The organism is Marinobacterium rhizophilum, from assembly GCF_024397915.1.
Classification (GTDB): domain Bacteria; phylum Pseudomonadota; class Gammaproteobacteria; order Pseudomonadales; family Balneatricaceae; genus Marinobacterium_A; species Marinobacterium_A rhizophilum_A.
The window spans coordinates 1,114,276-1,132,507 of sequence record NZ_CP073347.1 but is presented as its reverse complement, the minus strand read 5'-3'; the positions used below and the strand labels follow the sequence as shown (position 1 = coordinate 1,132,507).

The 18,232-nt window shown below is 61.6% G+C and carries 18 protein-coding genes; 11 read left to right on the top strand and 7 right to left on the bottom strand.

Features of this window, described 5'->3' with window-relative positions; all coding sequences use genetic code 11:
- Position 1 precedes the first annotated feature (1 nt).
- Positions 2–238 carry a mercury resistance system transport protein MerF gene (merF, locus tag KDW95_RS05070; RefSeq protein ID WP_255855193.1) on the bottom strand — a complete coding sequence of 79 codons (237 nt, stop codon included), beginning with the start codon at positions 236–238 and terminating at the stop codon, positions 2–4.
- A gap of 94 nt (positions 239–332) precedes the next feature.
- Here merF and merR point away from each other — a divergent pair, with 94 nt between their 5' ends.
- The 7 genes from merR (at position 333) to KDW95_RS05035 (ending at position 6,281) form a co-directional block, all read left to right on the top strand.
- Complete coding sequence (gene merR, locus KDW95_RS05065; protein WP_255855192.1) at positions 333–785, top strand: Hg(II)-responsive transcriptional regulator; 453 nt, start codon at positions 333–335, stop codon at positions 783–785.
- Between the two features lie 218 nt (positions 786–1,003).
- Positions 1,004–1,075, top strand: coding sequence for a pyrroloquinoline quinone precursor peptide PqqA (gene pqqA, locus KDW95_RS05060; RefSeq protein WP_003243383.1), 72 nt, complete (start codon positions 1,004–1,006; stop codon positions 1,073–1,075).
- A 99-nt stretch (positions 1,076–1,174) separates the two neighbouring features.
- The gene (gene pqqB / locus KDW95_RS05055; protein WP_255855191.1) at positions 1,175–2,095 is read left to right on the top strand and encodes a pyrroloquinoline quinone biosynthesis protein PqqB; all 921 of its coding nucleotides are present in this window, start codon (positions 1,175–1,177) and stop codon (positions 2,093–2,095) included.
- A gap of 21 nt (positions 2,096–2,116) precedes the next feature.
- The gene (gene pqqC, locus KDW95_RS05050; protein WP_255855189.1) at positions 2,117–2,890 is read left to right on the top strand and encodes a pyrroloquinoline-quinone synthase PqqC; all 774 of its coding nucleotides are present in this window, start codon (positions 2,117–2,119) and stop codon (positions 2,888–2,890) included.
- Positions 2,890–3,204 carry a pyrroloquinoline quinone biosynthesis peptide chaperone PqqD gene (gene pqqD / locus KDW95_RS05045; protein WP_370646670.1) on the top strand — a complete coding sequence of 105 codons (315 nt, stop codon included), beginning with the start codon at positions 2,890–2,892 and terminating at the stop codon, positions 3,202–3,204. The genes pqqC and pqqD overlap by 1 nt, the downstream gene beginning before the upstream one ends.
- Entirely contained in the window at positions 3,176–4,354 is a 1,179-nt protein-coding gene (gene pqqE, locus KDW95_RS05040; RefSeq protein WP_370646669.1) for a pyrroloquinoline quinone biosynthesis protein PqqE, read from the top strand. Before pqqD ends, pqqE begins: the two co-directional genes overlap by 29 nt.
- A complete protein-coding gene (locus KDW95_RS05035) occupies positions 4,317–6,281 on the top strand; it encodes a S9 family peptidase (protein WP_255855188.1) in 1,965 nt (654 codons plus the stop codon). Before pqqE ends, KDW95_RS05035 begins: the two co-directional genes overlap by 38 nt.
- A 95-nt stretch (positions 6,282–6,376) precedes the next feature.
- On the opposite strand, the gene KDW95_RS05030 is transcribed toward KDW95_RS05035, so the two are convergent.
- From KDW95_RS05030 to KDW95_RS05015, 4 genes are all read right to left on the bottom strand, one after another.
- A complete protein-coding gene (locus KDW95_RS05030; RefSeq protein ID WP_255855187.1) occupies positions 6,377–7,447 on the bottom strand; it encodes a TRAP transporter substrate-binding protein in 1,071 nt (356 codons plus the stop codon).
- A gap of 57 nt (positions 7,448–7,504) precedes the next feature.
- Positions 7,505–8,791 (bottom strand): TRAP transporter large permease, encoded by a 1,287-nt coding sequence (locus KDW95_RS05025; protein ID WP_255855186.1) that lies wholly within the window; start codon positions 8,789–8,791, stop codon positions 7,505–7,507.
- 15 nt (positions 8,792–8,806) lie between these two features.
- The gene (locus tag KDW95_RS05020) at positions 8,807–9,364 is read right to left on the bottom strand and encodes a TRAP transporter small permease (RefSeq protein ID WP_255855185.1); all 558 of its coding nucleotides are present in this window, start codon (positions 9,362–9,364) and stop codon (positions 8,807–8,809) included.
- 118 nt (positions 9,365–9,482) lie between these two features.
- Positions 9,483–10,355 (bottom strand): aldo/keto reductase, encoded by an 873-nt coding sequence (locus KDW95_RS05015; protein WP_255855183.1) that lies wholly within the window; start codon positions 10,353–10,355, stop codon positions 9,483–9,485.
- 309 nt (positions 10,356–10,664) lie between these two features.
- On the opposite strand from KDW95_RS05015, the gene KDW95_RS05010 reads away from it, so the two are divergent.
- The 3 genes from KDW95_RS05010 (at position 10,665) to KDW95_RS05000 (ending at position 13,937) form a co-directional block, all read left to right on the top strand.
- Positions 10,665–11,384: a GntR family transcriptional regulator gene (locus tag KDW95_RS05010; protein WP_255855182.1), complete on the top strand. Its 720-nt coding sequence runs from the start codon at positions 10,665–10,667 to the stop codon at positions 11,382–11,384.
- Between the two features lie 164 nt (positions 11,385–11,548).
- The gene (locus KDW95_RS05005) at positions 11,549–12,673 is read left to right on the top strand and encodes a Gfo/Idh/MocA family protein (protein WP_255855180.1); all 1,125 of its coding nucleotides are present in this window, start codon (positions 11,549–11,551) and stop codon (positions 12,671–12,673) included.
- A 283-nt stretch (positions 12,674–12,956) separates the two neighbouring features.
- Positions 12,957–13,937, top strand: coding sequence for a TauD/TfdA family dioxygenase (locus KDW95_RS05000; protein ID WP_255855179.1), 981 nt, complete (start codon positions 12,957–12,959; stop codon positions 13,935–13,937).
- Between the two features lie 321 nt (positions 13,938–14,258).
- On the opposite strand, the gene KDW95_RS04995 is transcribed toward KDW95_RS05000, so the two are convergent.
- Both KDW95_RS04995 and KDW95_RS04990 read right to left on the bottom strand, forming a co-directional pair.
- Positions 14,259–14,603, bottom strand: a complete 345-nt coding sequence (locus tag KDW95_RS04995; RefSeq protein ID WP_255855178.1) for a hypothetical protein — start codon at positions 14,601–14,603, stop codon at positions 14,259–14,261.
- Positions 14,604–14,694: 91 nt separating this feature from the next.
- Positions 14,695–16,185, bottom strand: a complete 1,491-nt coding sequence (locus KDW95_RS04990; RefSeq protein WP_255855176.1) for an aldehyde dehydrogenase family protein — start codon at positions 16,183–16,185, stop codon at positions 14,695–14,697.
- Positions 16,186–16,619: 434 nt separating this feature from the next.
- Between KDW95_RS04990 and peaA the strand changes: the two genes are divergently transcribed.
- Positions 16,620–18,212: a quinohemoprotein amine dehydrogenase subunit alpha gene (peaA, locus tag KDW95_RS04985; RefSeq protein WP_255855175.1), complete on the top strand. Its 1,593-nt coding sequence runs from the start codon at positions 16,620–16,622 to the stop codon at positions 18,210–18,212.
- Positions 18,213–18,232: the final 20 nt, after the last annotated feature.

Here is an 18,232-nt window from a genome sequence, read left to right as displayed (position 1 = left end):
GTTAGCTCCTGGTTTTGCTGTCGGGGCCTGAACTGCAGCTGGCCTTGCGCCACAGGGCGTAAAGGGTCAGGCAGACAAAACCGGCCAGTGCCGGCAGCAGTACAATGTCGAGATAGCCGACAAGCGCCGACAGGCCCAGGGCCCCCAGCAGCAGAACCAGAACCGGTGTAAAGCAGCACAGAGCGACTATTACCGTACCTGCGATGCCCGTTTTCAGCAGTCGTTGTGGGTTTTTCATGTATTCACCTTTGGTTGGCCCTGGCAGGTCGGCTTTCGCTGCACCTGCTGTTGAGCTAAGGTTACGACCGTAGTCAGGTACGGGGTCAAGTGGCATGGAAATACAGCAGGATCAACTGACCATCGGCGCTTTTGCCCGCCAGGGTGGTGTCACAGTGGAGACAATCCGCTTTTACCAGCGCAAGGGGCTACTGCCGGTACCCAACCGGCTCCAGGGGGGTATTCGCCGCTACGGTGCCGCGGATATCAGGCGCCTGGGGTTCATCAGGTCGGCCCAGGGTCTGGGATTCAGCCTGGAGGAGGTGGCTCAGCTGCTGCGCCTGGAAGATGGCAGCCACTGCCGGGAGGCGAGTCGCCTGGCCGAGGGCAAGCTACAGCAGGTGCGGCAAAAGCTGGCGGATCTGCAACGCATGGAAATCGCCCTGGCTGCGATTGTTGATGCCTGTCAGGCCCAGACTGGTGCGCTGTCCTGCCCGTTGACCGAATCCCTGCAGCGCAGCGACAGCCTCGATGCTGTGGAGGCTCCGCCGGTTCGGCCGCGAGGTTAGTCTTGTCTTTTTAGTGTGGATGCTCAGTGCCGTTACCGGGCGCTGTGCGGCACCTGTTTTTACTGCCTGTTACAGCCGGCGGCGCCTCTACTACCTATTCAGGCGGGTTTTAGTTCCAAAGTACCATTCTGTACAGACCCCGGGCTTCCTATCATCGACAGGTAGCGGATTCAGATTCGCCCCAAGGCTCGATCAACAACAACGATGAGGAACGCACCATGTGGACTAAACCGGCATACACCGACCTGCGCATAGGCTTCGAAGTCACCATGTACTTCGCCAACCGCTAAGCGCCTGGCCTCGCACTGCGGGGCCTTTCCAATTCAGTGCGAAAGCGGCGCTATCACCGTCGCTTTCCCGCATCGCTCAGCCAGGCGGACACGATAATAATGAAAATTCAAATTCTGGGCTCGGCAGCCGGGGGCGGTTTTCCACAGTGGAACTGCAACTGTCACAATTGCAGAGGCCTGCGTGACGGCAGCCTGAACGCCAAAGCCCGCACCCAGTCTTCCATCGCGGTCAGCGCCAATGGCACCGACTGGATCCTGTTCAATACCTCGCCCGATATCCGGGCCCAGCTCGAAGCCTTCGCGCCGATGCAGCCGGCCCGGGCCCTGCGGGATACCGGCATTGCCGCCATCGTCCTTATGGACAGCCAGATTGACCATACCACCGGCCTGCTGATGCTGCGTGAAGGTTGCCCGCACCAGGTCTGGTGTACGGACCGTGTGCAGGATGATCTGAGCCAGAGCTTCCCGCTGTTCAACATGCTCAGGCACTGGAATGGCGGCATCGACCGGCAGCGCATCGCCGTGGAGCCGGGCAGCAGCAGCTTCGTGATCGACCGGGTACCGGAACTCACGCTTACCGCCGTGCCGCTGACCAGCAGTGCGCCACCGTACTCGCCCCACAAGGGCGACCCCCATCCCGGCGACAACATCGGTATGCTGATTACCGACAGCCGCACGGGCAAGTCGGTGTTCTATGCCCCGGGGCTTGGCGTGATCGAACCGCACCTGCTGCCCTTCATGCAGGAGGCCGATTGCCTGCTGGTGGATGGCACCCTCTGGAACGATGACGAAATGATCCGCGCCGGTGTCGGCACCAAGCTCGGCCGTGACATGGGGCATCTGGCGCTGTTCGGTGAAGGTGGCATGATCGAGTTTCTTGATACCTTAAATAAGCCTCGCAAGGTACTGATTCATATTAATAATACCAATCCAATCCTGGATGAAGACTCCGCCGAGCGGGCCGAACTGGGTCGCCACGGCATCGAGGTTTCCGAGGATGGCATGTCCATCGAACTATAAGAACAACGCGGAGGCGACGCGATGAATAGCTCAGTACTGCAGTCAGCCCGGCAGCGACCCCTGTCACCCGATGCCTTCGAGGCGGCCCTGCGGGCCAAGGGCGACTATTACCATATTCACCACCCGTTCCACCGCGCCATGCACGCGGGCGAGTGCACGCCCGAACAGATTCGCGGCTGGGTGGCGAACCGCTTTTACTACCAGGTCAGCATCCCGCTGAAGGATGCCGCCATCATGGCCAACTGCCCGGACCGCGACACCCGCAGGCTCTGGGTGCAGCGCCTGCTGGACCACGATGGCTACGACGGTGGTGAGGGCGGGATCGAAGCCTGGCTGCGACTGGGGGAGGCCGTAGGCCTCTGTCGGGACGAGATCCTGTCCCAGGAGCATGTGCTGCCGGGGGTACGGTTTGCCGTGGATGCCTATGTCAATTTTGCCCGCCGGGCCAGCTGGCAGGAAGCGGCCAGCTCGTCACTGACCGAACTGTTTGCACCGACCATTCACCAGTCACGCCTGGCCAGCTGGCCGGAACACTATCCCTGGATCGACGCCGCGGGCTACCAGTATTTCCGTTCGCGCCTCACCGAAGCCCGGCGGGATGTGGAACATGGCCTGGCCATTACGCTCGCGCATTACCGCACCCGGGCCGCGCAGGAGCGCATGCTGGAGATCCTGCAGTTCAAGCTCGACGTGCTCTGGAGCATGCTCGATGCCATGACCCTGGCCTATCAGCTGGATCGGGCGCCCTACCATACGGTGACGTCGAAGCGGGTTTACCACCGGGGGCTGCTGTGATGACCGATTTACTGACTCAGCACCTGGGCATGAGCGCGCTCCTGGCCGACGCGCAGCGCATTCCGGCGTTCAACCCCATGTTCCGCCTGCAATGGGAAAAGGCGCAGGACAGCTATGTGCTGCTCTACCCCGAGGGCATGATCAAGCTCAACCCCAGTGCCGGCGAGATTCTGGCGCGGGTCGATGGCAGCCAAAGCCAGGCGGCGATCACCGCAGCGCTGCAGCAGGCTTTCCCCGAGGCCGGATCGCTGGCCTGTGATGTGCACGAATTTATGGAGGTGGCCTGTGAACAGAACTGGATTCGATTCCTCTAGCGGGGTACCGGCCTGTGAACCTGATGTGGCGCCGAAGCCCGCCGGTCAGCCGCTCTGGCTGCTGGCGGAACTCACCTACAAGTGCCCGCTGCAGTGTCCGTACTGCTCCAATCCGCTGGATTTTTCCGCCAGCGGGCAGGAGCTGAACACCGAACAGTGGGTGCAGGTGCTGCGCGAAGCACGGCAGATGGGCGCAGCCCAGCTGGGCTTTTCCGGCGGCGAGCCCTTGACCCGGCCTGATCTCAACGAGCTGATCCAGGAAGCGCGTCAGCTGGGTTATTACAGCAACCTGATCACCTCGGGAATCGGGCTGAATGAGGCCAAGCTGGAACAGTTTCGCGCCTCGGGGCTGGACCACATCCAGGTCAGCTTCCAGGCCAGCGACGAGGCGGTTAACAACATGCTGGCGGGCTCCGCCAAGGCATTCGAGCAGAAGCTGAAGATGGCGCGGGCGGTCAAGGCCAATGGCTACCCCATGGTGCTGAATTTCGTCACCCACCGCCACAATATCGATCGCATCGACCGCATTATCGAACTCTGTATCGAGCTGGGGGCTGACTATGTGGAGCTGGCCACCTGCCAGTACTACGGCTGGGCCTTGGAGAACCGCGAACAGCTGATGCCGAGCCGCGCCCAGCTTGAACGGGCGGAACGCATCACCAGCGAATACCGCGCAAAGCTGGAGGCCGCCGGCAACCCGATGAAGCTGATCTTCGTGACGCCGGATTACTACGAGGAGCGTCCCAAGGGTTGCATGAACGGCTGGGGCCAGATTTTTTTGACCGTGACGCCCGATGGCACGGCGCTGCCCTGTCACAGTGCCCGCCAGCTGCCGGTGCGGTTTCCCAATGTGAAGGACCGCAGCCTGGAGGATATCTGGTATCGCTCCTTTGGCTTCAACAGGTACCGCGGCGACGACTGGATGAAGGAGCCCTGCCGTTCCTGCGATGAGAAGGCTAAGGATTTCGGCGGCTGCCGCTGCCAGGCCTACATGCTCACCGGCGATGCCGCCAACGCGGACCCCGTGTGCAGCAAGTCGCAGCACCACGGCAAGATCCTGCAGGCGCGGCTAGAAGCCGAAGCGCCCGGAGAGATGCCCATGACCTTTCGTAATGAGCGTAACAGCCGTGTCTTCTGTCGCAGCGATTGAGCCTGGCGTTACGCCGGGCGCTGGCGCTCCTCCCGGGGTTGGCCCGGGCGCCCGCGAGGCCTGTGCCGTACAGCACGACTACGCCGGTCTTGTCGCCTGTCACTATGGCCTTTTCTGGGTGGAATACCAGCCAGGTGATGGCTGCAACCGCCTGGTGCGCCTGTACCAGGGGCGGCGTCAGGTGCTCACGCCAGCGGGCTTCAGTGTGCGCAGCCGTGTACACGAATACGGCGGTGGCGCCTTCTGCGTGGCCGGTGACCGGGTCCTGTTCGTCAACGCGGCTGACCAGCAGATCTGGCTGCAACCGCTCGGTGATATGGCCGTTGCACCTGCCCCGGCCCATTGCCTGCGCCTGACCCATACCCCCAATACCCGTTACGGCGACCTGGTGTACGATGGGCTGCGCCGGCGCGTGATTGCCGTGGCCGAGGTGCATCGGGATGAAAGCACCGATCTGCCTGGGCCGGGTGGCGCTGTGCCGGCGCAGGTCGATAATATTCTTCTGGCGGTGTCGTTGCCGGGCGGGGTACCGCAGCTGCTGTGCAGCGGACACGACTTTTACAGCTCCCCCTGCCTGAGCCCGGATGGCAGCGAGCTGGCCTGGCTGGCCTGGGATCATCCCCATCAGCCCTGGACCTGCAATCAGCTGTATCAGGCCCGGCTCGATAGCAACGGCTATTGTGTGCAGCCGGTACAGCGTGCGGTCGGCGGGGGAGACGAGTCATTGTTCCAGCCGGGCTTTGACAGCCGGGGTGCATTGCACGTGGTGAGCGACTGCAATGGCTGGTGGAACCTGTATCGATGGGATGCCGCCGTCGGCTGGCTGAACGTTTGCCCGCTCGAAGCCGAGTTCGGCGTGGCCCAGTGGCAGCTCGGGCTGCGTACCTGGGCACGGGCGGACAACGGTGACTATTACTGTGCCCTGGTGGACCAGGGGCGCGGGCGCCTGGTGCAGGTTTCCCCTGGCCAGCCTGTCAGGGAACTGGCGCCGCACCAGGGTCTGATCCGCAGTGTCTGTGTACATGAGGGGCGCCCTTACTGTATCGGGCAGACCGACCGGGGTGGGGTGGCGATACTGGCGTTTGATGCCCGCTGTGCCGAACCCAGGGTGCTGGCCGGTGGCGCACAAGCGGATCATCTGGTAGCGCGGCCGCAGCCGTTCAGCTGTGCTGTGGGCGGGGCTGAGCAGGTGCATGGCTTTTTCTACGGGGCTCTGGCGGCGGCACCACAGATGACAAAACCGCCACTGCTGATCATGACCCACGGCGGCCCGACCGCGACGAGCTATCCGGTGTATCGCGTCGCGGTGCAGTACTGGTGCGGTCATGGTTTTGCGGTGCTGGATCTGAATTACCGTGGCAGCGCGGGTTTTGGCCGCGCCTATCGGCGTCGCCTGGCGGGCAATTGGGGCCGCACCGATGTTGAAGATGTCGCGGCTGCCATCAAGGCCCTGGGTGAGGCGGGGCGCATCGATCCTGCCCGCGTGTTTATTCGCGGCAACAGCGCCGGCGGCTACACCACGCTCAGCGCCCTGGCGGGGCTCGAGGGCCTGCGCGCCGGTGCCAGTCTCTACGGTGTCAGTGATCCGCTTTCACTGGGGCGGGTCACGCACAAGTTCGAATCCCGTTACCTCGACTGGCTACTGCTGGGCCCGGCGCTTGATCCGCAGCAGGTGGCAGCCCGCTACCGCGCCCGTTCCCCGCTGGCCAACGCCACTCGAATCGCTGCACCGGTCATCTTCTTTCAGGGGATGCAGGACAGGGTGGTGTTGCCGGACCAGACCCTGCGCATGAGCGCAGCACTGCGTGCAGGTGGCATCGATACCCAGGTGCAGCTGTTCGAGGACGAAGGCCACGGCTTTCGTCGACTGGACAATCAGATCGCGGTGCTGGAACAGGAACTGGCGTTTTACCGGCGCTATCTTTGATGCCCAGACAGGGGCTGTGGGCCTGACAGCAAAAAGCCACGCGTAGCGTGGCTTTTGTGTATGCTGCTGACGTTTTAGTCGCGGGGCTAAGGGGCTTACTTCAGGTCGCGGGCGTAGCTTGCCTCGATAGCCTGTTCGGCCTTGCTCGCTTCCTGGGCCAGCAGGTCAAACCATTTCTGGCCGTCCTTTACGTTGCCCTTGAACCAGGTGTAGACCGGCTCGGCGGCCTGCTTGAACGCATCCTTTTGCTCGGGGGTCGGTACATAGACTTCGCCACCGGCGGCGCTGAACTCCTGGTAGGCCTTGATGGACTTGCGCTTGGGCGAGGCGAAGGTGGCCTGCTGCAGCGCCGAGAAACCGTCCACGATGACGCGGCGCATGTCTTCGGGCATGTCGAGGAAGTTCTCGTTGTTCATGAACCAGTAGGCGGACATGTAGGCATGGCCATCCAGGGTGATGTACTTGAGGCCTGCCTCGGGGAACTTCATGCTCATGATGTCGGTGATGCCATTCTTCGAGCCTTCAACCACGCCGGTCTGGAAGGAGGTAAAGAGTTCCGGCCAGGGAATCGGTGTCGGGCTGGCGCCCAGCGACTTGACCAGCTCCTGGGGCAGGTCCGAGACCACGGTGCGAATCTTCAGGCCTTCGATATCCTTGGGGGTCTGGATGGTGCGCTTGGTGTTGGCAAAGTTGCGCCAGCCACCGGTGTTGCCGATGGTCATCAGGCGCACGCGGTCGTCGGAATCCTCGAGGATGGACTTTCGCAGTTCACGGGTGAAGTCACCGGCCAGCACGGTTTCCGCGACGCGGTCATCGCGCAGCAGGTAGGGCAGGTCGAGTACCTGGACATAGGGGAACATGTTGCCCACACCGCTGGCGGTGGAGATGAACACGTCCACGGAGCCATCTTCCAGTGCCTGCATGCACTCGGTGCCGTTGGCGCACAGCTGGGTGCCAATAAACAGTTCCACGGCGATGCGTCCGTTGGAATGGGCTTCAACGAAGTCCTTGAACACCACGAGGCCGTCGTAGTCTTCATCGTTTTCGTTGGAGTTGGCCACGGCGCGCAGGTTGAACTCGGCTGCGGAACTGAGGGCGCCGAACAGCAGGGTCGCGCCCGCCAGGGTGCCCACCAGGGCGGATTTCAGGGTCTTGTTAATCACCATGGGTCAATCCTCTCGATTCTTCTTGTGGGTAGGGTTGGTGGATGTCACTGAGGTACGTCAGGCGAGCCCAAGCCATCGGGGGATGGTCATGGACAGCGCCGGGAAAAAGGTGATCAGGAAGATGACCACGATCTCGATAAACAGGAACGGCAGTATGGATTTGGCAATGGCTTCAACCCTTTCCCCCGACACACTGGAGGCGACAAAGAGCACCAGTCCCATGGGGGGCGTTGCCAGCCCCACGGTCAGGTTGACGCTCATGATGATGGCGAAGTGGATCGGGTCCACGCCAATGCCGATAAACACCGGTGCCAGTATGGGCCCCAGGATAATGATCGCGGGACCGGCATCCAGGAACATGCCAATGATGAACAGCAGGATGTTGATCATGAACAGCAGCATCAGCGGATTGTCGCTGATGCCCAGTACCCAGGTGGCCAGGTGTTCGGCGGTGTGGGACAGGCTGACGACGGTCTTGAAGGCGATGGCGGCACCGACCAGCAGTAGGACCACGGCGGATGACTGGGCACTGCGGGTAAGAATGCCCGGCAGTTCGCTGACCTTGACCGTTTTCATTACCCAGATGCTCAGTACCAGGGCGTAACCCACCGCCACGGCCGAGGCTTCGGTGGGGGTGAAGATACCGCCCAGAATACCGCCCAGGATAATCACCGGCGTCAGCAGTGGCAGGAAGGCGCTCTTGGTCGCCGTTGCGCGCTCGGGCCAGCTCTGTTTGGGGCCCGCTACCGGGAAGTCATAGCGCTTGGCCATCAGGGCGATCACCGCCATCAGCCCCAGGCCCACCAGAATGCCCGGCACGACACCGGCGGCAAAGAGTGCCGCCACCGATACTTCCATGGTGTAGGCGTAGATGATCATGATGCCGGAGGGCGGAATGATCGGCCCTATGACCGAAGACGCGGCGGTAATCGCGGCGGAGAAGCGCCGGGTGTAGCCGTTCTTTTCCATGGCCGGGATCATCATGGAGCCGATGGCCGAGGTATCCGCCACGGCGGAACCGGAGAGGCCGGCGAACAGCATGCTCGACAGCACGTTCACATGGGCCAGGCCCCCGCGCACATGGCCGATAAAGGCCTGGGAGAAGTTGACCAGGCTCAGGGTGATGCCGCCCCGATTCATCAGCTCCCCGGCCAGCATGAAAAACGGGATCGCCATCAGCGGGAAGGAATCGATGCCGTTATAAATATTGCGAAACAGCATCGGAATGTCCCGATCCATGCCCTGGGTCAGCAGCATGATGCCGGGGGCCGACAGCATGGCGAAGAACACCGGCATGCCAATCAGCAGAAAAATCAGGAACAGCGGCAGGAAAAGTACGAGCATGATGCGTGATCCTTTTTATTCGGCTTCCGGAACGGTATTGGGCTCGAGCACGGGGCTGGGAAAGTCTTCGGGCCGGCCAAACAGGCGGCCGATTTCCCGCAGCAGGAGCTCGGCGTTCACCAGCAGCATGGTACCGAAGCAGACGGGCATGGCCAGGTAGATCCAGGCACGGGGCAGGTCAAAGGAAGCGGCGCGGGTGCGAAAACCGCGCTCGAAAAATTCCAGCCCAAGGCTGAACAGCTGTACCAGTACCAGGGCGGACACCAGCAGCAGGAAGAACTTGAGGACGGCGGTGACCCTTGGGGGCAGGAAACCGTGCAGCATGTCGATGGCGACAAAAGATCCCTGGCGATAGGCATTGGCGGCAACCAGCGCCATCATCCATATCATCAGCGCGCGGGCCGCTTCCTCGGGCCAGGGCAGGGCATTATTGAGTACATAGCGACAGAACACCTGCAGCAGTATGGCCGCCACCATGGCGGCGACACAGACCCAGGCCACGGACTTGCCGGCACGGATCAGCAGCAGATTGATCCATTCGAGTGTGCCCAGACAAAACTTGAGTATTTTCATGAGCTGCCAATACCCCTTTATTAAAATTATGCAGGGATGCAGTGGTGTTGGCGCCTCGCCAGGCGTGGCGCCGACCTATCTGACAGTGGAAGTGTAGTGGTCCTTCAGACCCCTGGTTTCAGGGAACTTCCTGGCCGCTGGCCGCGGTCCAGAGTTCGAACCAGGTTTCGCGGTCGATCCGGATGTCGCAGGCGCTGGCCAGGCCATGGATGCGCTCGATATTGTTGGTGCCGACCACCGGCATGATGCCGGCCGGATGCATCATCAGCCAGGCCAGGGCAACACGATCGGCGCTGCTGCCGTACTGGCGGGCGATACCGTCCAGCAGTGGGCGCAGGCGCTGGGCTGCGGCGCTATCGCCGAACAGGGCGCCGCCGGCCAGTGGCGACCAGGCCATGGCCCTGATGCCATCAAGCTGCATGCTCGCCAGGGTGCCGTCGGTGAAGGCACTGCGCTCAAGCAGGTTCATCTCGATCTGGTTGACCACCAGGCGGTGCTTCATGTGCTGCTGCAGCAGGCGCCAGTCCCAGTGCATGAAATTCGATACGCCCAGGGCCTTCACCTTGCCGCTGTCGACCAGGTCATCCAGCACGGCACCGGTCTGGGCTGCGTCCATAAAGGGATCGGGGCGGTGGATCAGCAACAGGTCCAGCTGTTCGCTGTGCAGCCTGGACAGACTGGTATCAACGCTGTTGCGGATATAGGCCGCGCTGGTGTCGTAGTGCTTTACGCGTCGTGCCGGGAAGGCATCGGATACCAGGGCGATATCGCATTTGCTGACCAGCTGCATGGATGCGCGCAGAGACGGGTCTTGCGCCAGCGCCTTGCCAAAAAGCGCTTCACAGCGGTAGTCGCCATAGATGTCGGCGTGGTCGAAGGTCGTGATGCCCTGCTCGAGGCAGGCATCGATCTTGGCGCGGACATTCGCCACCGAGGTGTCGCTGTCGTCTGCCAGACGCCAGACGCCGTAAACCAGTCTGCTGAATTCCACGGCCGTATTACCAAGCTGCACTTTTTCCAAGGGGGCTGTCTCCAGGTGTTCTGCGCAGGCCATGGAGCTGGCCGGCGGGTCTGTTCTTGTTATCCGGTGTAGCGCCGACTGTGCCCATCAACGGTAGCCAGTCTGGGATCCGGTAGTGGAGTAACCCTATCAGTGTCTTTTGATTATGTAAATCAATCATGCATGAATTGTTGTGTTTCTCCCCCAAGGGCCGGTATATTGCACTGACGCTCTGCCAGTGGATGCTGCGATACTTCGGTGCAGCCGACCATTGCGGATACGGATCTAGAGGAACAAGTTGTGTTGAAGAACGGAAAATCCAAAAAATTACCGCTCTATATCCAGATCGGCGAGTTGCTGCACCGCGAGATCGCCGCCGGTCACTGGCAGCCCGGCGAGCGACTGCCGGTGGAGTCGCAGCTGGCCACGAGCCTTAACGTGGCCGTGGGGACGTTGCGCAAGGCGCTGGCCAAGCTCGAAAGCGATGGCCTGCTGGAGCGGCGCCAGGGCTCGGGTACCTATGTAAAACGCGCCCCCACCGGCACGGCCATTTACCAGTTCTTTCACCTGGAACTGCTGGGCGGCGGTGGCGTGCCCCGTGCCGATACTCTGGCGGTGACCATGCGCCAGGAACCGGAGGTGGCGCAGCAGCTGGAGATGGACTATCTCGAAGCCAAGCTGTGGTCCATCCGGCGCAAGCGCTACCTTAATACCCAGCTGGTAGCCGCCGAGGAAATCTGGATCGACTATCGCCACAGCGACAGCCTGGTGGCGGAGGATTTGCACGAGTCCCTCTATATGCATTACCGCGAAGCCTTCGGTTTCTGGATCGGGCGGGTGGAGGATCGTATCGACTGCGTTGAGGCGCCACCCTGGGTTGCCGAGCTGCTCGGTGTGGCGGCGGGCACTACCCTGGTGCGGGTTGAACGCAAGGGCTGGTCAAACAACAACCAGGTCGAGGAGTTTTCCCGCACCTGGTTTGACCCGCAGAAATGCCGCTATTTCGCGCGCTGGTCCTGAGGCTGCAGTGCTTTGACAGGCGCATAATTCATCCACAAATGATTCATTTGTGTTTTACGTGATCGGGCAGCGTTGCCAGGGAGCGGTGTGCCGCTCGCTGCGCCCGGCTTTGGGCTTTTTATCTGTTTCTTTCCAGCAATAATAAAACGAGAGGGTGCATACACATGAGCAAGGTCGTGCGATACGGTATTTTGGGTTGCGGCATGATGGGGCAGGAACATCTGCGCAACCTCGCCCTGATCGAGGGCGCACAGGTGGTGGCGATAGCCGAACCCGATGGGCAGATGAAGCAGCAGGCGGCGCATCTGGCGCCCGGTGCCCTGATGCTGGATACCCTGGATGAGCTGTTGCAGGTCGAGGGTCTGGACGCCCTGGTGGTGGTCACCCCGAACTACCAGCACGCCGAGCAGCTGCTGGCGATCCTGGCGCGCACGGATCTCGCCGTGCTGATCGAAAAGCCCGTGATTACCCAGCTGGAGCAGGTTGCGGCGGTCAAGGCGGCGGCGGACCGTCACCCGGCACCGCTGTGGGTGGCGATGGAATACCGCTACATGCCACCCATCACGGCGCTGCGCAGCCATCTGGAGCAGGGCGATATCGGCGCGATGCAGATGCTCAGCGTGCGCGAACACCGTTTCCCGTTCCTGGAAAAGGTCAACGACTGGAACCGCTTCAACCGCAATACCGGCGGTACCCTGGTGGAAAAATGCTGCCATTTCTTCGACCTGATGCGCCTGCTGGCAGCGGACGAAGTGGTGCGGGTCTATGCGTCGGCCGGCCAGGATCACAACCACCTGGATGAAGCTTACAGCGGCGAGCGCCCCGATATCCTCGACAATGCCTATGTGGTGGTGGACTTCGCCAGTGGCAAGCGCTCCATGCTGGAGCTCAACATGTTTGCCGAGGGTTCGCGCTACCAGGAAGAAATCTGTGCCGTCGGGCCCAGGGGCAAGCTCGAATGCTTCGTGCCGGGGCCGGGGCGTTTCTGGCCCGAGGCCACGCTTGGGCCTGCACCGGTGGCGCGGGTGGTGCTCAGTCCGCGCGAACCCAAGGGCCCCATCGAAGCCGAGATCCCGGTGGACCCCAATATTCTGGCGGCCGGGGACCACAACGGCTCGACCTACTACCAGCACCTGGGCTTCTTCCGCGCCCTGACCGAGGGCGGCAAGGTGGATGTGACCGTTGATGACGGTCTCAAGGCGGTGGTGATTGGCCTGGCGGCACAGCATTCGGCGGCGACCGGCAAGGCCGTTACCCTCACCGAGGGTGGCTTGTCTTTCGAGTCCTGATCGATTCAAGCCACGCGGTGGCAAGAATTCAACTTTTTTGGCCCGGGCATGTCCCGGGCTTTTTTATAGCCGGGCGAATAAATTTTTAATTGTTAATGTTTATAAATCAGTTATTTAGCGTTATTACGGTGATGTTTGTGCGTAAATTCATTCACAATTGATTTACTTATTGGTTGGGCGTTGCTAATGTTGCCCTACAGATTCATTTACGATTGATTTATATCGATCGGATGCAGTGTCCGGTCGAATCCAACCCTAGCCGCCAACAACAAGAGTTATAATCATGAGCATCAGCATATCCCGTGTAGAGGGTCAGAAGCAGGTCAACGGTCGCGACTTTCCCCTGGTTATCACGCCCGCCGATGAGGCCGCGTCGCAGCAGCCGGAAGCGGCCAACGCCTGGGTGCATGAGCACCGTGCCGAGCTGCACGATCTGCTGATCCAGCACGGCGCGCTGCTGCTGCGTGGCTTCGCGGTGCCTGGCCAGCAGGCGTTCGAGGACATGCTGAACGCCACCGATTACCAGAACATGCCCTATATCGGCGGCGCCGCGCCGCGCAGCCAGGTGACTACGTCACGTATCGTCACGGCCAACGAATCCCCGGCGTCGGAAACCATCCCGTTTCACCATGAAATGGCCCAGGTGCCGACGCCGCCGGGGTATATCTTCTTTTACTGCGATGTGGCATCCGAGGAAGGTGGGGCGACCTCTATCCTGCATTCCGGCGAGATTTTCAGCAAGATCGAGCAGTTTGCACCCGAGTTTGCCCAGAAAATCGAACAGCAGGGCGTGCGTTATGTTCGCGTAATGCCTGCGGTGACAGACACGGCGTCCGCCATCGGCCGCTCCTGGAAAGAAACCTTTAATGTCGCCACCAAAGCCGAAGCCGAAGCGAAAATGCGTGAGGCGGGGATGAACTGGGAATGGCTTGCCGATGGCAGTGTGCGTACCCAGACCGCGGTGCTGGATGCCGTGCGTTTTGATGAGGAAACCGGGCAGAAGGTGTTCTTCAATTCCATAGTCGCGGTCTACACCGGCTGGAACGACGCCCGCAACGATGGCAAGACCGCCGTGGTTACGGCCGATGGCGAACCCATGGATGCCGCTGTGATCGATGAAGTGGTGCGCCAGATGGATGCATCCTGCGTCAATTTCAAATGGCAGTCGGGTGACGTGCTCTGGATCAACAACCACACGGTGCTGCACGCGCGCCAGCCGTTCAAGGGTGAGCGCAGAATTCTGGCGTCCATTTCGTTCAAGTAAACAGACGGAAATAAAAGCGCAATGCGAAAGGCGTCCCGGTTGAGCGTCCTGGTCTGGGGAGTACCGCGAAAGTCGTAGGCAAAACCCACCCAGGTACAAGGGTGGGCTGCGCTCATGCGGGGCATAATCGATCTGTCTGTAGTGAGGCCCGTCGTGCCTTCACTGGGCAGGGAGGGGGTGAGAATGCAGGCCACACTGGTTGAACGGCATTCTTGAGAGCGCCACCGTCCTGTGTATTGCACTGTGCTCTGAGCGTTTATTTTCCCCGTCGGGTTTTCCCGGCGGGGATTTTTTCGTTCAGGCCCGTGCCCGGGCAACCGATCAGCCCAGCTGGTCGATCACGATGGCGTTCGAGTAGACCAGGGCATCGTCGCTGACCCGGTGCCCGACCAGGAAAAAATGCCCGCGCTCGTCGTTGCGATGGCGGTAGACGTGAAACTTGCAGTCTTTCAGGGCGCCGCATTCGGGCGGGGTTTCCAGTTCCAGACCGTCCTGTTCTATATCGATGTCCAGCTCCAGCCGGTCGTTGCTGTCACTGAGCTGATCCTCGGCGGCGGCGAGCTTCAGGTGCATCTCCGGTGTAACCCTGAACCTGATCAGCCCCTGGGGCGATGATTTCTGGGCGCCTTCCGGTTTGTACCAAGCCTCGATATTGAACTTGTTCATGCTGAATCCCCCTGATTGCGCGAGTGCGGGCCCTAAGCATAGGCGGCGCTGCCTGATTTTTCCTCCAGTATAGCGCCGCCGCGGGCGGGGATCAGATCTGCATCAGCACCGACTTGACCTCGGTGTAGTGGTGAATGACTTCGGCACCCATTTCGCGCCCAAGACCCGACTGCTTGTAGCCACCGAACGGCAGGGCAGGGTCCAGCGCCGTGTGGCAGTTGACCCAGACACTGCCGGACTTGATCCGCGGGATCATGCGATGCACCGCCGACAGGTCGTTGGACCAGATGCTGGCGCCCAGGCCATAGGGGCTGTCGTTCGCCAGGCGCACGACCTCGTCGATATCATCAAACGGCATGGCGACCAGCACGGGGCCAAAAATCTCTTCCTGCACAAGCGGCGAGCGGTGATCCACATCGGCGATCACGGTGGGGGTCACGAAGAAGCCCGGGCCGCTCATGGTGCCGCCGGCGGCAATGGAGGCACCGCTTTCCCGGCCCTGCTCGATATAGCCAAATACCCGCTGCTGCTGCTTGGCCGAAACCAGCGGTCCCATCTGTACGCCAGGGTCCATGCCATTGCCCAGGCGAATGCCGCTGGCGATGCCGCTGATATCGGCGACTACATTGTCAAAATGCTTGCGGTGCACGTACAGGCGCGAGCCGGCGCAGCACACCTGGCCCTGGTTAAAGAAGATCGCGTTGGCCGCGCCCTGGGCGGCACTGGCCAGGTCCGCGTCCGGCAGCACGATGGTGGGAGACTTACCGCCCAGCTCCAGCGTTACGCGGGTCATGGTATCCATTGCCGCCTTGCCAATCATCTTGCCCACCGGGGTCGAGCCGGTAAAGGTCAGCTTGTCTATATCGGGATGACCCGACAGCGCGGCGCCCGCGTCCTGGCCCAGGCCCGTGACCACGTTCAGTACGCCCGGCGGGTAGCCGGCCTCCAATGCAAGCTCTGCCAGTTTCAGGGCGCTGAGCGGCGTGTCTTCGGCGGGCTTGAGCACAACGGTGCAGCCGGTGGCCAGGGCCGGTGCAATCTTCCAGATGGCCAGCAGCAGCGGGAAATTCCAGGCGACGATGGCGCCAACAACGCCCAGCGGTTCGCGCCTTGTGTAGCCATGGAACTGGCCGTCGGGCATAAAGGGCATGGAGACATTAACGCTGCTGCCTTCGATCTTGGTGGCCCAGCCGGCCATGTAGCGCATGAAGTTGATGCCCAACTGGATATCCACCGCGCGGGCGATGCCCAGGCTTTTGCCGTTATCCATGCACTCGAGCTCGGCCAGCATGTCGGCGTTCTTTTCCACCAGGTCGGCAAACCGCCACAGCAGCAGCTCGCGTTCGGCCGGCTTCATGCGGCTCCAGGGGGAGTCGTCGAAGGTGCGCCTTGCACAGGCCACCGCCGCATCGACATCGGCCTTGCCGGCGGCGGCTACGCTGGTGAGCAGCTTGCCGGTGGCGGGGTTGAGCACATCGATGCGCTGCTGGTTGCAGGCTTCGGGACGTCGGTCGCCAATCAGAAGCTGGTGGGGCTTATCGATAAAGGCCGCAGTATCGGCACGCAGGGTATAGGAGCTCATTGCACTTAACCTTTGTTGTTGTGTCGGTGTCAGCGGGACTATCGCAACAGCCATGCCAGACTGGGAGTTGTTGTTTATCGCGTTGTTTTTAAAGAATTAATTTGGCTGGATGGGCGGAGCGGGGCGCTTGGGGCTGGCGTGGCTTGTGTCACAATTTGAGACGGGCGTTAAAATTTGAAGCAGGGCCGGACAGGGGCCGCCCTGCTACCAGGGCAGCTACACTTGTATCAGTTTGTAACAGTTGTCGCGGATTAAGACAGCCGATTCCGCCTGAGATCAGGGTTATCCCGTAGCTTAAAATCGTTAACTTATTGATAAATAATGTTTTTGTTCTGGTGGCACGGACCGTGCTGTTAGTTTTGACAAAGGAGCGGGCCGCCGCTGTGCACCTGTTCCAGTGCTTCTGCATGACCACGCAATAAGGAGGTCTGACCTTGAATAAAAATTATGCACGTCTGCACCTGAGGTGGCGCCTGCTGCCCCTGGCCGCCGCCCTGGCCTGTACGCCGGCGCTGGCTCAAAGCGATGCCCAAACCATCATGGGACAAACCTGCGCTGCCTGTCATACGGCCGAGCCCGATGGCGAGTGGAGCCGTATCAGTCATCAGCGCAAGACGCCCGAGGGCTGGCTCATGTCCATCGCCCGCATGCAGGTCATGCACGGCTTGCAGATCAGCGATGAGGACCGCCGCACCCTGGTGAAATACCTGGCGGACCGCCAGGGTCTGGCCCCCAGTGAAACCGCCGGCGCCCGCTATGCGCTGGAACGGCGCCTGAATACCATGGAAAGTTTCGAATCTGACGCCTTTACCCAGACCTGCGCCCGTTGCCACTCCGGCGCCCGGGTGGCGCTGCAGCGTCGGCCTGCGCCGGAATGGGAGCACCTGGTTCACTTTCACCTGGGCCAGTGGCCCACCACCGAGTACCAGGCCCTGGGGCGGGACCGTGACTGGCTGAACCTGGCGCTGGACAAGATGGTGCCGGAACTGGCCGAGACCTATGCACTGGAATCCGATGCCTGGACGAGCTGGCAGGCCAGCGCCAAGGCCGACCCTGTCGGGCAGTGGCGCCTCGCGGGCCAGATACCGGGGCGCGGCGAAATGCACGCGACTCTCAGTGTCAGCCGCAGCGGTGATGACCTCTACAGCCTTGAGCTCGAGGGCCAGTACGCCGATGGCACCGCGTTAAAAGGGGCAGGGCAGGCCATTGTCTATACCGGTTACGAATGGCGCGGCGATCTCGATATCGACGGTGTTGCCATGCGCCAGGTGTTCGCGCTGCAGGGGGATCGCCTCAGTGGGCGCATGTTTGAAACCGAGCACGACGAAGTGGGTTTTGATATCAGCGGCGCCCGCCTTGGCGGCGACCAGCCACAGTTGCTCGCGGTACAGCCGGGCTACCTCAAGGCCGGCAGCAGTACGGAACTCACCCTGGTGGGCGCGGACCTGGAAGGTGACATCGAGCTGGGCGAGGGCGTAACGCTGGAAGAAGTGCTGGAGCGCAACGCCGGTACCCTTCGCGTGCGTGTGCGGGCCGCCGCCGATGCCACCGGGCTGCGCGAAGTACGGGTGGGCAGCAGTGGTGCGGTCACGCTCAGCCTGTACGACAGCATTGCCCGTATCCGGGTATTACCGGAATATAGCGTGTCACGCATCGGCGGCAATGGCAGTTCGACACCCAGGGTCTATGGCCTGTTCGACGCCGAAGCCTGGGCTGCCGGTAGCGATGGCATCGCCAACACCGAGGATGACTACCGTATCGGTATCGTGCCGGCCCGCTGGTCGGTGGAGCCTTTTGATGCCCGCGCAGAAGAAGACGAAGACACCCGCTTTGCCGGGGTGATCGATGCCGTGACCGGGCGCTTTACCCCGGGCGCTGCCGGGCCTAACCCGGAGCGGCGCATGAGTACCAACAATGCCGGTAACCTCAAGGTCGTGGCCAGTGTAGAGCAGGACGGCCAGAGCCTGAGCGGCAGTGCACAGATGATCGTGACGGTGCAGCGCTGGAACAACCCGCCGATCCCGTGAGAACGGCGAGGTGACAGACG

Coding starts and splice junctions, on each gene's coding strand:
- KDW95_RS05035 (WP_255855188.1), top strand. CDS start 4,317: ATGAGCGTAACAGCCGTGTCTTCTGTCGCAGCGATTGAGCCTGGCGTT.
- KDW95_RS05000 (WP_255855179.1), top strand. CDS start 12,957: ATGAGCATCAGCATATCCCGTGTAGAGGGTCAGAAGCAGGTCAACGGT.
- KDW95_RS05025 (WP_255855186.1), bottom strand. CDS start 8,791: ATGCTCGTACTTTTCCTGCCGCTGTTCCTGATTTTTCTGCTGATTGGC.
- KDW95_RS04990 (WP_255855176.1), bottom strand. CDS start 16,185: ATGAGCTCCTATACCCTGCGTGCCGATACTGCGGCCTTTATCGATAAG.
- pqqB (WP_255855191.1), top strand. CDS start 1,175: ATGAAAATTCAAATTCTGGGCTCGGCAGCCGGGGGCGGTTTTCCACAG.
- KDW95_RS05020 (WP_255855185.1), bottom strand. CDS start 9,364: ATGAAAATACTCAAGTTTTGTCTGGGCACACTCGAATGGATCAATCTG.
- merF (WP_255855193.1), bottom strand. CDS start 238: ATGAAAAACCCACAACGACTGCTGAAAACGGGCATCGCAGGTACGGTA.
- merR (WP_255855192.1), top strand. CDS start 333: ATGGAAATACAGCAGGATCAACTGACCATCGGCGCTTTTGCCCGCCAG.
- pqqD (WP_370646670.1), top strand. CDS start 2,890: ATGACCGATTTACTGACTCAGCACCTGGGCATGAGCGCGCTCCTGGCC.
- KDW95_RS05030 (WP_255855187.1), bottom strand. CDS start 7,447: ATGGTGATTAACAAGACCCTGAAATCCGCCCTGGTGGGCACCCTGGCG.
- pqqC (WP_255855189.1), top strand. CDS start 2,117: ATGAATAGCTCAGTACTGCAGTCAGCCCGGCAGCGACCCCTGTCACCC.
- KDW95_RS05005 (WP_255855180.1), top strand. CDS start 11,549: ATGAGCAAGGTCGTGCGATACGGTATTTTGGGTTGCGGCATGATGGGG.
- KDW95_RS04995 (WP_255855178.1), bottom strand. CDS start 14,603: ATGAACAAGTTCAATATCGAGGCTTGGTACAAACCGGAAGGCGCCCAG.